The following is a 12,940-nucleotide window of genomic DNA, read 5'->3' on the forward strand; positions in this document are numbered from 1 at the left end:
GCCGGTCGACGCTCGATTGCTCGCGATGGAGGTCAACGATGACGCGAGGATCCTGACACCCCGCGCTGCTCTCAGGTTTTTCGCGAGCAAGCTCGCTCCTACAAGGGAACCCGGTCACCTGTAGGAGCAGCCGGTCGACGCTCGATTGCTGGCGATGGAGGTCAACGATGACGCGAGGATCCTGACACCCCGCGCTGCTCTCAGGTTTTTCGCCAGTAAGCTCGCTCCTACAGGGGGAACCCGGTCACCTGGAGCTGCCGCAGGCTGCGATCTTTTGATCTTCATACCCCATTTTGACGATGCGTCCGCATCGCTCCCTCCGTACAACTGCAGCGTATTGATTTCTTCGGAGGTAGACGCTGTGAAACAAGCCCCCCCTTATGTTCCCGGTCATCAATTGCTGGCCGGCAAGTCGGTGTTGATTACCGCGGCGGCAGGTGCCGGTATCGGTTATTCGGCGGCACGGCGCAGTGCTGAGGAAGGATGTCGGGCGCTGATGATTTCCGATGTGCATGCACGGCGGCTGGAGGAGGCTGTGGAGCGTCTCAAGGCCGAGACCGGGTTGCAGGCGATTTATGGCCAGCTGTGCAATGTCACCGTCGAAGACGAAGTCCAGGCCCTGGTGGCCGCGGCCGAAGAGGCGTTGGGCGGGGTTGATGTGCTGATCAACAACGCCGGCCTGGGTGGCCAGAAACGCGTGATGGAAATGAGCGACGAAGAGTGGTTGCGGGTGCTCGATGTGACCCTGACCGGCACCTTCCGCATGACCCGGGCGATGTTGCCGCACATGCAGCGCCGTGGCGTCGGGGCCATCGTCAATAACGCTTCGGTGCTCGGTTGGCGGGCGCAGAAGGAACAGGCCCATTACGCCGCCGCCAAGGCCGGGGTGATGGCGCTGACCCGCTGCAGCGCCCTGGAAGCCGCCGAGTTCGGCGTGCGCATCAACGCGGTGTCGCCATCGATTGCCCTGCACGATTTTCTCAAGAAAGCCTCCAGCGAAGAGTTGCTCGCCAGCCTGGCCGGGCGCGAGGCGTTTGGCCGCGCCGCCGAAGTCTGGGAGGTGGCCAACGTCATGATGTTCCTGGCCAGCGACTATGCCTCCTACATGGTCGGCGAAGTGCTGTCCGTCAGTTCACAACAAGCGTGAGGATGGGCACATGAGTCACGTATTCAACAGCGCCCAGGCGCTGCTTGCGGCCGAGGGCCTGGACCTGGGCCACACCGAATGGCTGACCATCAGCCAGCAACGCATCGACCTGTTCGCCGAAGCCACCAGCGATCACCAGTGGATTCATGTCGACCCGGTGCGCGCCGCCAGCGGCCCGTTCGGCTCCTGTATCGCTCACGGCTACCTGACCCAGTCCCTGGCCAATCTGTTCATGCCGCAGTTGCTGATCCTTGAAAACATGGCGATGGGCGTGAATTACGGCAGCGACCGGGTGCGTTTCCCGGCGCCGGTCAAGGTCGACTCGCGGGTGCGCGGCAGCGGCCAGATCCTGCGTGCCGAACAACTGGGCGACGCCGTGCAACTGGTGGTGCGCATGACCATGGAAGTGGAAGGCCAGGCTCGCCCCGGCTGCGTGATCGACACCATCAGCCGCTACACCTTCAATGCCATTTCCGAGTGAGTTAGCCATGGACCAGAATGAAGTCGTCATCGTCGCCACCGCCCGTACCGCGTTGGCCAAGTCGTTTCGCGGATCGTTCAACGATACTGAGGCCCCGGTGCTGGGCGGCCATGTGGTGCACGCGGTAGTCGAGCGCGCCGGCATCGAGCCTGCCGAGGTCGAGGATGTGATCATGGGCGCGTCGGTGCAGCAGGGCACCCAGGGTTTCAACATCGGTCGGCTCTGCGCCTACACCGGCGGTTTGCCGGACAGCGTGCCGGGCATGGCCGTGGATCGCATGTGCGCTTCGGGCCTGATGAGCATCGGCATGGCCGCCAAGGGCATCATGACCGGCGAGATGAACATCGCCATTGGCGGCGGTGTGGAGTCGCTGTCGCTGACCCAGACCAAACACAAGAACGCCTATCGCGCCCGTTCCGAAGCCGTACTGCAGGTGATGCCCAGCGCCTATATCCCGATGATCGAGACGGCCGAGATCGTCTCGCGTCGTTATGGCATCAGCCGCGCCGCCCAGGATGAATATTCGCTGCTTAGCCAGCTGCGCACCGCCGCCGCTCAGCGAGACGGCCTGTTCGACGATGAAATCGTCGGCCTGACCGTGGATAAACTGCTGTTCGCCGCCGATGGCCAGCCCAGTGGCCATGAACGCGTGCAAGTGGTGAAAGACGAGTGCAACCGGCCCAATACGCGCCTGGAAGACCTGGCGGGCTTGAAAACGGTGTGGAAGGACGGCGCCTGGATCGAGCAGGGCGAGTACGTCACCGCCGGCAACGCTTCGCAATTCTCCGACGGCGCCGCGGCCAGCCTGCTGATGAGTCGCGCCGAGGCCAAGCGCCGCGGGCTGACGCCACTGGGCATCTACCGCGGCATTGCCGTGGGTGGCTGCGCGCCTGAGGAAATGGGCATCGGCCCGGTGATCGCCATTCCCAAGCTGCTCAAGCGCTTTGGCCTGGGCGTCAAGGACATCGGCCTGTGGGAGATCAACGAGGCCTTCGCCAGCCAGGTGCTGCATTGCCGCGATGCGCTGCAGATCCCGACAGATCGCCTGAACGTCAATGGCGGGGCGATTGCCATCGGTCACCCGTTCGGCATGTCCGGCGCGCGCATGGTCGGCCATGCCTTGCTCGAAGGGCGACGTCGCGGCGTGCGGTATGTGGTGATTGCCATGTGCATCGGTGGCGGCATGGGCGCCGCCGGCCTGTTCGAGTTGCCATGAAGCGAGCGGGGCAGCGCCGTCCGCTCGATTAAATCCATGGGGCCCGAGACTCGGGCCCCCTGCTGGGGAATGGTTATGCAAAGTTGTATGCCCAATGCACAGGTCCTGGCGCTCATGGGCCTGGAGTTGGCCGAGTACGAACGGATCATCGGCAACATCTACGATTCGGCGATGGATACCCGCAGCTTGAGCGACGCGTTGCGCGAGGTACGAGCGTTGTTCAAGGCCAATTTCGTCACTTTGATCCTGCGGGTCCAGGACGAGCCGCTGTTGTCGCCGATGGTGGTCGCCGGAGATGTCGAACTGGGCAAGGGCGGTATCAACCACTACGCCTACTACGCCAAATCCACCCTGTTCGACGGCTTGCCCACCGACACGGTGTTCACCGTCGACGAACTGATCAGCGACAGCGAATGGGCCAGCTCGGCGTTTTACCTGTTGTACTGTCAACCCTACGATTGCTACCACATGCTCGGAGCCGATATCCGCATGCCGGATGGCGGCACGGTGCGTTTCCGAATCAATCGACCACGGGCCCAGCCACGGTTCAGTGACGCCGAGCGGGCCATGTGTGCCATGTTGTTGCCCCACCTGCGCCGGGCCTTGCACATGTATTCGCTGCTCGACCGCAGCGAGTCGCTGGGCAGCCTTTATTCACAGACGATCAGCCGCCTGGCGGTGGCGACCATCGTGCTCGATGAGCACGGCACTGTGGTGCAACTCAATCCCGTGGCCCGGGAAATCCTCGACAGCCAGGACGGCCTCAAGGTTGTCGGTGGGCGGCTGGAAGCGACTTACCCCAGCGACAATCGGGAGTTGGCGCGGCTGGTGCGCAATGCCTTCCAGCGCGCCAGGCAGGGCGCCAGCAGAGGGGTGCAGGTGGCCGAGGCGACCTCGATTTCCCGTCCATCCGGGCAGGTCAGCCTGGGCGTGGTGGTGGAGTTGATTCCCTCGGGGGACCTGCTCGAAGGCAATGGCAAACCCACGGTCGTGGTGTATGTGCGCGATGCCGTGAGCAAGTCGCTGGTGAGCACGGTGCTGACGTCGCAACTGTACAACCTGACCCCGGCGGAAACCACGCTGGCCCTGGAACTGGCCAACGGCCTGTCGCTGGAGGAGGCCTCGGAATTCCTGAATATCCGCCGCAATACCGCGCGTGCGCACCTGCGCTCGATTTTTTCCAAGACCGGCGTGCGGCGCCAGACGGAGCTGGTGCGGATCATGCTCAACAGTGTGGTCGCCCTGGGCGCGCCGCAGCCGGCGGCGGCGCGGCTATGACGAGGGGGCGTACCAAAATGCGTTAGTCCGTGCGGACGATGCTGCCGGGTTACCGGGCTGTCGATACTGGGCCACCGTTGTCGAACCTAAGGAGAATAAAAATGACCGGCAGTAATCAGTCCCCTGGCTGGGCGTTGGCGTTGATATTGGGCTGTGCCATCGGCACGGTGAATGCCGCACCCGAAGATGCCTCCCGCCTGGGCACAGACCTGACGTGCGTGGGCGCGGAAAAAGCCGGCAACGCCGACGGCAGCATTCCAGCGTTCAGCGGCAAATGGCTGGGCGCACCGCCCCACGTTGATTTCAAGGGCACTGGTAACCACCCGGTAGACCCGTACCCGGACGAAAAACCGCTGTTCGTGATTACCGCGCAGAACATCGCGCAGTACAACGACTACCTGTCCGACGGCCAGAAAGCCCTGTTCAAGCTGTTCCCGGGCACCTACAAGATGCCGATCTACCCCTCGCACCGGGATTTCCGCTTCGACGACGCGGTTTGCAAAGCCACCCGCGAGAACGCCAGCATTGCTCGCCTGGTGGATGAGGGTGAAGGGGTAGTGGGCAAAACCGGCGGCACAGCCTTTCCGGTACCGCGCAGCGGCCTGGAACTGTTGAAGAACGCCTCGGCTTTTACCCTGCGTGCCTGGACCGAGGAATACACCTCCGACAACGCCTACGTGCTCAAGGATGGCAACATCAACTGGGGACGCGTGCATTCGCGCAACCTGGCACCGGCGCTGGAGCCGGGCAGGATTGGCGAGACCACCGGCAACTCGTCGTTCTATCTCAACGAAACCCTGCTGCCGCAACGGGACAAGGGCGAGATCAATACCGGCACCGAGTTCTGGAATGACAAGACCGAACCGCGCCAGGCCTGGCGTTACGATCCGGGTACGCGGCGGGTGCGCCAGTCGCCCGGCTATGGCTTCGACATGTCGTTCCCTGGCAGCGGCGGCTCGATCACCGTCGACGAGGTGCGCCTGTTCAACGGTTCCGGGCAGCGTTACGACTGGAAGATCGTCGGCAAGCGCGAGATGTTCATCCCCTACAACACCTACCGCCTGCACGCGGCCAACCTCAAGTACGCCGATCTGCTGACGCCGGGCCACATCAATCCCGATGCGATGCGTTATGAGCGCCATCGGGTGTGGGAGCTCGAAGGCACCCTCAAGCCGGGTTATCGCCACCTGTATGGCAAGCGCAAGTTGTATATCGACGAGGACACCTGGTTCCCGATGCTCGCCGACAACTATGACAACCGTGGCGAGCTGTGGCGGACCTCGATGCTGAATTACTTCTACGCCTACGAAAGCCAGCGGCCTCAAGCGGGCGTCGGCCTGTACTACGACCTCAACGCCGGCAGCTACCTGGCGTTCAACCTGATCAACGAACAGCGCAATGGCTACCTGCTGAACAAAACCGGCTTCAGTCCCCGGGACTTCGGCCCGGAGGCTGCCCGGCGCTTCGGCCAGTAACCGTCCAGTGCGGCGCCCCTGGTGACTGGGGCGCCCATTGAGAGTGGATCGCGTTTGATCTAGTCCAACTGAAGGATGACCTGCCGGCGCGGCTACCCAATGATGTCGGCCATGGGATCACCCTGTATTTCTTGGGGGCATTGCCTGCCCAAGTCTGCAACCGAGGAACAACAACAATGACCAAACTCGCTGAAATCAACATCGAGAACGCCCAGCGTACCCACCGTTACGCCCGCGGCTGGCACTGCCTGGGCAATGCCAGCGATTACCGTGATGGCAAGCCCCACACCCTGGAAGTCTTTGGCACCCGCCTGGTGGCCTTCGCCGACAGCCAGGGCAACATCAGCATCCTCGATGCCTATTGCCCGCACATGGGCGCCGACCTGTCCCAGGGCACCATCGAGAATGACCGGCTGGTATGCCCGTTCCACCACTGGAAGTACGACACCGGCGGTAAATGCGTGGAGATTCCCTACTGCAAGCGCATCCCACCCAAGGCCAAGACCCGCAGCTGGTTGACCTGCGAGGAAAACAACCTGCTGTTCGTCTGGAACAACCCCGAAGGCCGCGCGCCGAAGGAGGGCGTGGTCATTCCGCACCTGCCCGAGATGGACGATCCGGACTGGGTGCACGACTGGAACATCGACACCATGCACATCGAGACCAACCCACGGGAGCTGGTCGATAACCTGGTGGACGCCCAGCACTTCGGGCCGGTGCACGGCACGCCGACCAAGTATTTCGCCAACGTCTTCGAAGGCCACATCGGCCATCAGATTTTCCATGGCGACTCCGAGCGCCTGGGCGGCGACTTGATCGCGCCGTCGGCCTACTACGGGCCGGCGACCCACTTCACCCACATCAGCTCGATGTTCGGCGACGTGCGCATCCACGCCATCCTGCTCAACAGCCACGTGCCGGTGACACCGAACAGCTTCGACCTGCGCTTTGGTTGCATGGTCAAGCGGGTGCCGGGCTGGACCGAAGAACAGAACCAGGAAGTGGCCAGGGCCTATGTCCAGGGCAACCGCGACTCGTTCTACCAGGACGTGGTGATCTGGAAGCACAAGATCCGCATCGACAAGCCGGTACTGGCCGAAACCGATGGCCCGGTCTACCAGTTGCGCGAGTGGTACGAGCAGTTCTTCACCAATGAGGACGACGTGCCGGCATTCATGGCAGAACGTCGCGAGTTCATCACGGTGGACGAGCGCTGACAGCGTGACAGGGCGCCTTCGCTCACTCGAAGGCGCCTCTACAAAGGGGACTGCCCACGCAGTTTCGATTCAAGGGCCACGAGCGCACTGACAATGAAAATAAAAAGTCATCTCGCCTATTACGTACCGTTCTTGATCCTGTTTTTCCTGGTGTTGACCGTGCTGGTGTCGGTGCCGCCGGAGCCTGCCAGCGTCAAGGCCTGCAAGCGTTACGCGAGCTGTGTGGCGATGAGTTCGAGCGCGCCGAACTGGATCAATTTTCGCTAGGGGAATTGATCGAGGCGTCACCGGCTTCAGCCGCCAGTTTCAATCGGTCAGCCTTGCTGATGTATTTCGGTTTTTTCGGTGCCAGTTTGGCGCTGGCCTTCTTGGCCTTGGCCTTGAACAACTGCTGCAGCTTTTTTTGACGGTTCATGTTTTCTACCCGGCTTGTAAGTACTTGAATGATATCAGCGTAGCCGTTGCCTGGCCCCACCTTCCAGTGCGGCGAGGCGGGTTGGCCGTTGTGGCTATTGCAAATTACCCTGCGCACGACTGACAATGCGAGTCATTATCACTCGCGAACTATTCCACCTCATGTCCGCCAACGATTTATCCCTGCGCAGCGCCGTCAATGATCTGTATTGCGAGCATCACGGTTGGCTCAATGGCTGGCTGCGCCAGCGCCTGGGCAATGCGTTCGATGCGGCGGACCTGGCGCAGGACACCTTTGTGCGGGTGATCAAGGCGCGAAATGCGCTGGAGATTCGTGAGCCGCGACCTTACCTGTCGATGATCGCCAAGGGCTTGCTGATCGATCTGTTTCGCCGTCGCTCGCTGGAACAGTCCTACCTGGAAGCCTTGGCCGCCATGCCTGAGTGGCAGCAGCCTTCGCTGGAGGAACAGGCGATCCTGCTGCAGGCCCTGGTGGAAATCGACCGCCTGCTGCAAGGGTTGGGGACGAAGGTCAAGCAGGCGTTCATCCTGTCCCAGTTCGACGGCCTGACTTACCCGCAGATTGCCGAGCGCTTGAATATCAGCACCCGCACGGTCAACAACTACATGGCCAAGGCCATGGAGCATTGCTGCCTGATGCAGATTCAGTTGCAACTGGCATGAGCCTATCGCCCGCCGAGTTACAGGCGATTGGCGCCGCTGCCCGCTGGTATGCCCGACTTCGTTCGGGTATCGCCAGCGATTCCGACCTGGCCGCCTGGAACGACTGGCTGGCCGGCGATCCGGCCCATCGCCAGGCCTGGCAACGCATGGTCGACGTCAGCGAGCAGATGGCGAGTGTGCCGGGTTCCCTGGCGTCGCCAGCGTTGCGTGGCGCTGATCGCTCCCGGCGCCAGGTGTTGCGCAGTGTGTTGGTGCTCGCGTCAGCCGGTTCCCTGGGCTGGCTGGGCTTGCGCAGTGAAACTTCCAGCAACCTGTTTGCCGATTTCCGCACCGCCGTGGGTGAGCGCCGTGAGTTTCGCCTGGCCGACGGCAGCACGTTGCTGCTCAACACCGACACCTCGGTCAACCTGCGTTTCGACGGTCGTCAACGTGTGCTCGAACTGTTGCGCGGCGAGATCCAGGTGACGACTGCGGTCGATCCCTTGAAACGGCCGTTCAAGGTGCTCACCCATCATGCCGAGGTGCTCGCGCTCGGCACGCGTTTTCTCGTCCGCTACAATGGGCAGGGCGGTGGGGTGGCGGTACTCGAGAAGGCCGTGGAGGTCCGTTCCGCAGGCTCGATGGTACGTCTGGAAGCCGGCCAGTCCCTGGACTTCGATGGCCACTCATTGGGGGCGGTACGGCGCAACGATGCGTCGGTGGGAGCCTGGCAACAGGGCAGCATCATTGCCATCAATCGTCCCTTGAGCGAGTTGCTGGCCGACCTTTCGCGATATCGCACCGGCGTGCTGCGCTGCGATCCAAGTATCGCGCAGCTGAAGGTGTCCGGCGCTTTCCCCATTGATGACACCGACCTGGCGCTGGCTGCGCTGGAGAGTGGCTTCTCGCTACGGATCACCCGCTACAGCCGATATTGGGTCGATGTGTCGGCGCCTGCCAGTGCGCTTTCACACTGAGTTGAAAAAAGTTTGTCTGCCTTTGCACTTTTCATACGCAACGTTCGGCTCATCCCTCAATGAGTGTTTACCGATTGTTTTTGGGGGAGGGCAAGCATGTTTCGGGTGTACAAACCGGGTCGTTTGACGACCGCAGTAAAGGTCGGGTTCTTGGCGGCAACGACGGCGGGCGTCTGGTCAACGGTAACCATGGCGGCACAGCCGCTGGAGCAACAGCACAGCTCAATCAAGTCCTTTGACATTGCCGGCGGCAGCCTGACCGAAGTCCTCAGTCATTTCGCCAGCGTGGCGGGGGCTGCGCTGTCGTTCGATGCGCGCCAAACCGACGGGCTGAAATCCCCCGGGCTCAAGGGTGCGTTTGGCGTCAGCGAAGGCTTTGCGCGGATCCTGGGTGGCAGCGGCCTGCAGGCCGAGCCCCAGGCCAACGGGACTTATGTGCTGCGACCGGTTCCCACTGTCGGCTCGGCGCTGGAACTGGGCGCGACCAACATCAATGGCCAAGTGCTGGGCGCGACCACCGAATACAGCGGCTCCTACACCACAGGTGCAGTCACCCTCGGCAAGGGCGAGCACTCGCTCAGGGAGACGCCGCAATCGGTCACGGTGATGACGCGCAAGATGCTCGATGACCAGAACCTCAACACCATCGACCAGGTCATGGAAAAGACCCCGGGCATCACCGTCTACGACTCGACCATGGGCGGCAAGTACTTCTATTCCCGTGGCTTCCGCATGTCGGGCCAGTACCAGTACGACGGTGTGCCCCTGGACATGGGCAACCTCTATGTCCAGGCCGACAGTTTCAGCCAGGACATGGCGTATTACGACCGGGTGGAAATCCTGCGCGGCGCCGCGGGCATGATGAAAGGCGCGGGCGGTACCGCAGGCGGAGTGAACTTCGTACGCAAGCGCGGCCAGACCTCGGCGCACACCGACATCACCCTGTCCGGTGGCAGCTGGGACAACTATCGAGGCCAGGTCGACACCGGTGGCCCATTGAACGAATCCGGCACCTTGCGCGGGCGGGCCGTGGTCGCCGAACAGAGCCGGCATTACTTCGTCGACGATGCCAGTCGCAAGGACCAGGTGTATTACGGCGCGCTCGACCTTGACCTGAGCCCTGACACCACCCTTGGCCTGGGCGTCGCCTATGAAGACGTGGATGCCAACCCTTGCTGGGGCGGCCTGCCGCGTTACCGGGACGGCAGCGACCTGAAGCTCAGCCGCTCGACCTGCCTCGATCCTTCGTGGAACACCTGGCGCAGCCAGCGCACCACCGTGTTCAGCGACCTGACTCACCAGCTCAACGACGACTGGGCCTTGAAGGTCGCCAGCGTCTATACAAAAAACACCCAGGACATCAAGTACGCCTTCGCTTCCGGCGCCGTGACGCCGGGTATCAATACCACCGGCATGCTGGGCAGCATGTACGACTACGATCAGGTCGACTACGGCCTGGACGCCTACGTGGATGGCAAGTTCGACGCCTTCGGTCAACGCCATGAACTGGTGGTGGGCGTCAACGCCAGCCGTTCGAAAAAGGACGACTTCTACTCGGTGGCGTTTCTGCCGCAGCGCCAGAATGTGTTCAATCCCGACAAGCATATCCCCGAGCCGGATGACAGCTACTTCATCGACAACTCGTCCCGTGGTGGGCCGGTCAATTCGGTGACCAAACAGAAGGGCGTGTACTCGACCCTGCGCTTGAAACTGGCTGACCCGCTGACATTCGTCGTCGGCAGTCGGGTGAGCTGGTACAACTCCGATACCGATTCCGACTTCATCAACACCGGCACCTCGGAGCACTCCAGCACCACCGAGACCGGGCAGGTGACGCCGTTTGCCGGCGTACTGCTGGACCTGAACGAGAACCTGACGGCCTACGCCAGCTACGCGGAAATCTTCACCCCGCAAGGCAACTACCGCTCCGAAGACGGTTCGGCGCTCAAGCCGCTGGTGGGCCAGAGCTACGAGCTGGGGATCAAGGGCGCCTGGTTCGACGGTCGACTGAACAGTTCCTTCAATCTGTTCCGTACGATCCAGAAAGACCAGGCGCAGACCGACTTCAACTCGTCCTGCCCGTCCTCCGATGGCTACTGCTACGTCAACGCCGGCAAGGTACGCGCCCAGGGTTTCGAGGCCGAGATCAGCGGTGAAGTCATCGAACGCCTGCAGCTGCTGGCCGGTTATACCTACACCCAGACCAAGACCCTCGACGACATCGACAGCAGCCTCAATGGCGCGGCGTTCAACAGTTATGTGCCTCGGCATTTGTTGCGCATGTGGGGCGATTACGCCCTGGGCGGGTCACTCGAGCGATTCACTATTGGTGCTGGCGTCAACGCGCAAAGCGATAACTTCCGGGTTTCGCCCTCTAGCGGCGAGAAAATCACCCAGTCGGGTTATGCGATCTGGAACGGCCGCATCGGCTACCGCATCGACGACACCTGGTCGGTGGCGCTCAATGGCAACAACCTGTTCGACAAGCGCTACTACACCACCATCGGTACCGAGTCCTTCGGTAACTACTACGGCGATCCACGCAACTTCATGTTGTCGGTCAAGGCGAGCTTCTGACGCTGGCAGCACAGTCGAGGAACGAATGCCCGGGTCGCAAGACTTGGGCATTTTTCATGGTGCTACAGGCCTACATCCTAAGTGGTGAGCCTTGCCGACAGACGGTCTTAGGCCACAGTTATCGCGCGCATGCGGCCATGCCAAAGCACCTCGATTCCACCCCGAAGGCAGCGTATGGCGCTGCCCTCGCGCTTTCGATAATCGCCCCCGACAACTCGTCCCAGTCGCGGAGCGCGCCATGCACAACAACAAGAACTTCACCCAGCGTTTTTTGCCTGCCTTGATTGCCAGTCTGTCTACCTTCGGCCTGAGCGCCATGGCCGAGGCGGAGATCATGCTGTACGACAAAGACCAGACCACGTTCTCCACCGACGGCTACATCAATGCCTTCTACGTCAACAGCGATGTCGACCGCGCCGGCGAGCAGTACGATCGCCGACAATCGCGGGTGAAGATGGGTTTTTTGCCCAACTACCTGGGCTTCAACATGGGCAAGCAGGTCGATGACCTCAAGCTCGGTGCCCGCGCCTCGTTCTGGGTCACCATCAACGACAGTGAAACCAATGGCACCGACACCGCCATCGATGTGCGGCAGTTCTACGGCACCGTGGCCAACCCTGAGTGGGGCGAAGTGCTGATCGGCAAGGACTTCGGCCTGTTCGCGCGCTCCAACATCCTGCTCGACGAGTTGCTCGCCGGTTACGGTCAGGTCAGCGATACCCTGGGCCTGGTGGACGGTGGCGGGGTGTCGTTCGGCAACATCGGCACCGGTTACCCCTATCCGTTCCCGACCTCGCAGATCACCTACCGTACGCCAGTGATGGACGGCTTGCGCGTGGCGGTGGGCATCATGGACCCGGTGGACACCAACGACAGCAGCCCCACCGGCAAGGCCTACCAGGAAAACCCGCGCACCGAGAGCGAGATCACCTACCAGTTCGACCTCGCCGGGGCGAAGATCTACAGCTGGGTCAACGGCAGCTACCAGACCTCGGACAATACCGATTCCACCGTCGACACCGTCACGTCCAAAGGCGTCGGTTACGGCGTGCAGGCGAAGATGGGCGGCTTGTCCCTGACCGGCTCCGGTTTCCAGGCCAAGGGCATCAATCCGTTTTTCACCAACAACGCCGGCGAGCCGACTCTGCGCAACGTCGACAGCGACGGCTACCTGTTGCAGGGCTCCTACAAGCTGGGCAAGAACCGCATGGCGTTGTCCTACGGCAAGACCAATGACGATGGCAACGGCGTGGTCGGCAGCGGCGCCGACTACGAGACCCGCGGCATCGCGCTGTTCCATGACGTGAACGACAACCTCAAGCTGGTGGCCGAGTACAACCAGTTCGAAATCAACGGCCATGACAACAGTGCGCAGAACGAAGACACCGATACCGTTGCGCTGGGGGCGGTATTGACCTGGTAAACCACGAACCCCTTGTAGGAGCCCGGCTTGCCGGCGAAGGCGATTTCTATGACGCCTTCGCCGGCAAGCCGG

The 12,940-nt window shown here is 62.0% G+C and carries 12 protein-coding genes and 1 pseudogene; 12 read left to right on the forward strand and 1 reads right to left on the reverse strand.

Annotation, left to right across the window (positions count from 1 at the left end; all coding sequences use genetic code 11):
- Window positions 1-25 precede the first annotated feature (25 nt).
- From NPS56_RS11360 to NPS56_RS11400, 8 genes and pseudogenes are all read left to right on the forward strand, one after another.
- Window positions 26-103, forward strand: a pseudogene (locus tag NPS56_RS11360) (outer membrane lipoprotein carrier protein LolA); the annotation flags it as partial.
- A 258-nt stretch (window positions 104-361) separates the two neighbouring features.
- Window positions 362-1,147: an SDR family oxidoreductase gene (locus tag NPS56_RS11370; protein WP_274074799.1), complete on the forward strand. Its 786-nt coding sequence runs from the start codon at window positions 362-364 to the stop codon at window positions 1,145-1,147.
- Window positions 1,148-1,157: 10 nt separating this feature from the next.
- Window positions 1,158-1,628, forward strand: a complete 471-nt coding sequence (locus NPS56_RS11375) for a MaoC family dehydratase (protein WP_274074697.1) — start codon at window positions 1,158-1,160, stop codon at window positions 1,626-1,628.
- 7 nt (window positions 1,629-1,635) lie between these two features.
- Window positions 1,636-2,844, forward strand: coding sequence for an acetyl-CoA C-acyltransferase (locus tag NPS56_RS11380; RefSeq protein WP_274074698.1), 1,209 nt, complete (start codon window positions 1,636-1,638; stop codon window positions 2,842-2,844).
- Window positions 2,845-2,919: 75 nt separating this feature from the next.
- Window positions 2,920-4,122, forward strand: coding sequence for a helix-turn-helix transcriptional regulator (locus NPS56_RS11385; protein WP_274074699.1), 1,203 nt, complete (start codon window positions 2,920-2,922; stop codon window positions 4,120-4,122).
- A 101-nt stretch (window positions 4,123-4,223) separates the two neighbouring features.
- A complete protein-coding gene (locus NPS56_RS11390; protein WP_274074700.1) occupies window positions 4,224-5,597 on the forward strand; it encodes a DUF1329 domain-containing protein in 1,374 nt (457 codons plus the stop codon).
- Window positions 5,598-5,773: 176 nt separating this feature from the next.
- A complete protein-coding gene (locus NPS56_RS11395; protein ID WP_274074701.1) occupies window positions 5,774-6,814 on the forward strand; it encodes a Rieske 2Fe-2S domain-containing protein in 1,041 nt (346 codons plus the stop codon).
- 93 nt (window positions 6,815-6,907) lie between these two features.
- Window positions 6,908-7,081, forward strand: coding sequence for a hypothetical protein (locus tag NPS56_RS11400; protein WP_274074702.1), 174 nt, complete (start codon window positions 6,908-6,910; stop codon window positions 7,079-7,081).
- On the opposite strand, the gene NPS56_RS11405 is transcribed toward NPS56_RS11400, so the two are convergent.
- On the reverse strand, window positions 7,068-7,229 hold the full coding sequence (locus NPS56_RS11405) for a DUF2986 domain-containing protein (RefSeq protein ID WP_274074703.1): 162 nt from the start codon (window positions 7,227-7,229) through the stop codon (window positions 7,068-7,070). The two genes, NPS56_RS11400 and NPS56_RS11405, sit on opposite strands and share 14 nt — an antisense overlap.
- 161 nt (window positions 7,230-7,390) lie before the next feature.
- Between NPS56_RS11405 and NPS56_RS11410 the strand changes: the two genes are divergently transcribed.
- The 4 genes from NPS56_RS11410 (at window position 7,391) to NPS56_RS11425 (ending at window position 12,868) form a co-directional block, all read left to right on the forward strand.
- The gene (locus NPS56_RS11410; protein WP_046817094.1) at window positions 7,391-7,912 is read left to right on the forward strand and encodes a sigma-70 family RNA polymerase sigma factor; all 522 of its coding nucleotides are present in this window, start codon (window positions 7,391-7,393) and stop codon (window positions 7,910-7,912) included.
- The gene (locus NPS56_RS11415) at window positions 7,909-8,868 is read left to right on the forward strand and encodes a FecR domain-containing protein (protein ID WP_274074704.1); all 960 of its coding nucleotides are present in this window, start codon (window positions 7,909-7,911) and stop codon (window positions 8,866-8,868) included. The genes NPS56_RS11410 and NPS56_RS11415 overlap by 4 nt, the downstream gene beginning before the upstream one ends.
- A 96-nt stretch (window positions 8,869-8,964) precedes the next feature.
- On the forward strand, window positions 8,965-11,445 hold the full coding sequence (locus tag NPS56_RS11420; protein WP_274074705.1) for a TonB-dependent siderophore receptor: 2,481 nt from the start codon (window positions 8,965-8,967) through the stop codon (window positions 11,443-11,445).
- A 238-nt stretch (window positions 11,446-11,683) separates the two neighbouring features.
- Window positions 11,684-12,868 (forward strand): porin, encoded by a 1,185-nt coding sequence (locus NPS56_RS11425; protein ID WP_274074706.1) that lies wholly within the window; start codon window positions 11,684-11,686, stop codon window positions 12,866-12,868.
- Window positions 12,869-12,940 lie beyond the last annotated feature (72 nt).

The sequence above is a fragment of the Pseudomonas putida genome (assembly GCF_028682635.1).
In the GTDB taxonomy this organism is placed as follows: Bacteria; Pseudomonadota; Gammaproteobacteria; order Pseudomonadales; family Pseudomonadaceae; genus Aquipseudomonas; species Aquipseudomonas putida_AE.

What these genes read in the sequence shown, in the direction of transcription:
- NPS56_RS11375 (WP_274074697.1), top strand. Translation starts at nt 1,158, where the DNA reads ATGAGTCACGTATTCAACAGCGCCCAGGCGCTGCTTGCGGCCGAGGGC.
- NPS56_RS11380 (WP_274074698.1), top strand. Translation starts at nt 1,636, where the DNA reads ATGGACCAGAATGAAGTCGTCATCGTCGCCACCGCCCGTACCGCGTTG.
- NPS56_RS11385 (WP_274074699.1), top strand. Translation starts at nt 2,920, where the DNA reads ATGCAAAGTTGTATGCCCAATGCACAGGTCCTGGCGCTCATGGGCCTG.
- NPS56_RS11390 (WP_274074700.1), top strand. Translation starts at nt 4,224, where the DNA reads ATGACCGGCAGTAATCAGTCCCCTGGCTGGGCGTTGGCGTTGATATTG.
- NPS56_RS11395 (WP_274074701.1), top strand. Translation starts at nt 5,774, where the DNA reads ATGACCAAACTCGCTGAAATCAACATCGAGAACGCCCAGCGTACCCAC.
- NPS56_RS11400 (WP_274074702.1), top strand. Translation starts at nt 6,908, where the DNA reads ATGAAAATAAAAAGTCATCTCGCCTATTACGTACCGTTCTTGATCCTG.
- NPS56_RS11405 (WP_274074703.1), bottom strand. Translation starts at nt 7,229, where the DNA reads ATGAACCGTCAAAAAAAGCTGCAGCAGTTGTTCAAGGCCAAGGCCAAG.
- NPS56_RS11410 (WP_046817094.1), top strand. Translation starts at nt 7,391, where the DNA reads ATGTCCGCCAACGATTTATCCCTGCGCAGCGCCGTCAATGATCTGTAT.
- NPS56_RS11415 (WP_274074704.1), top strand. Translation starts at nt 7,909, where the DNA reads ATGAGCCTATCGCCCGCCGAGTTACAGGCGATTGGCGCCGCTGCCCGC.
- NPS56_RS11420 (WP_274074705.1), top strand. Translation starts at nt 8,965, where the DNA reads ATGTTTCGGGTGTACAAACCGGGTCGTTTGACGACCGCAGTAAAGGTC.
- NPS56_RS11425 (WP_274074706.1), top strand. Translation starts at nt 11,684, where the DNA reads ATGCACAACAACAAGAACTTCACCCAGCGTTTTTTGCCTGCCTTGATT.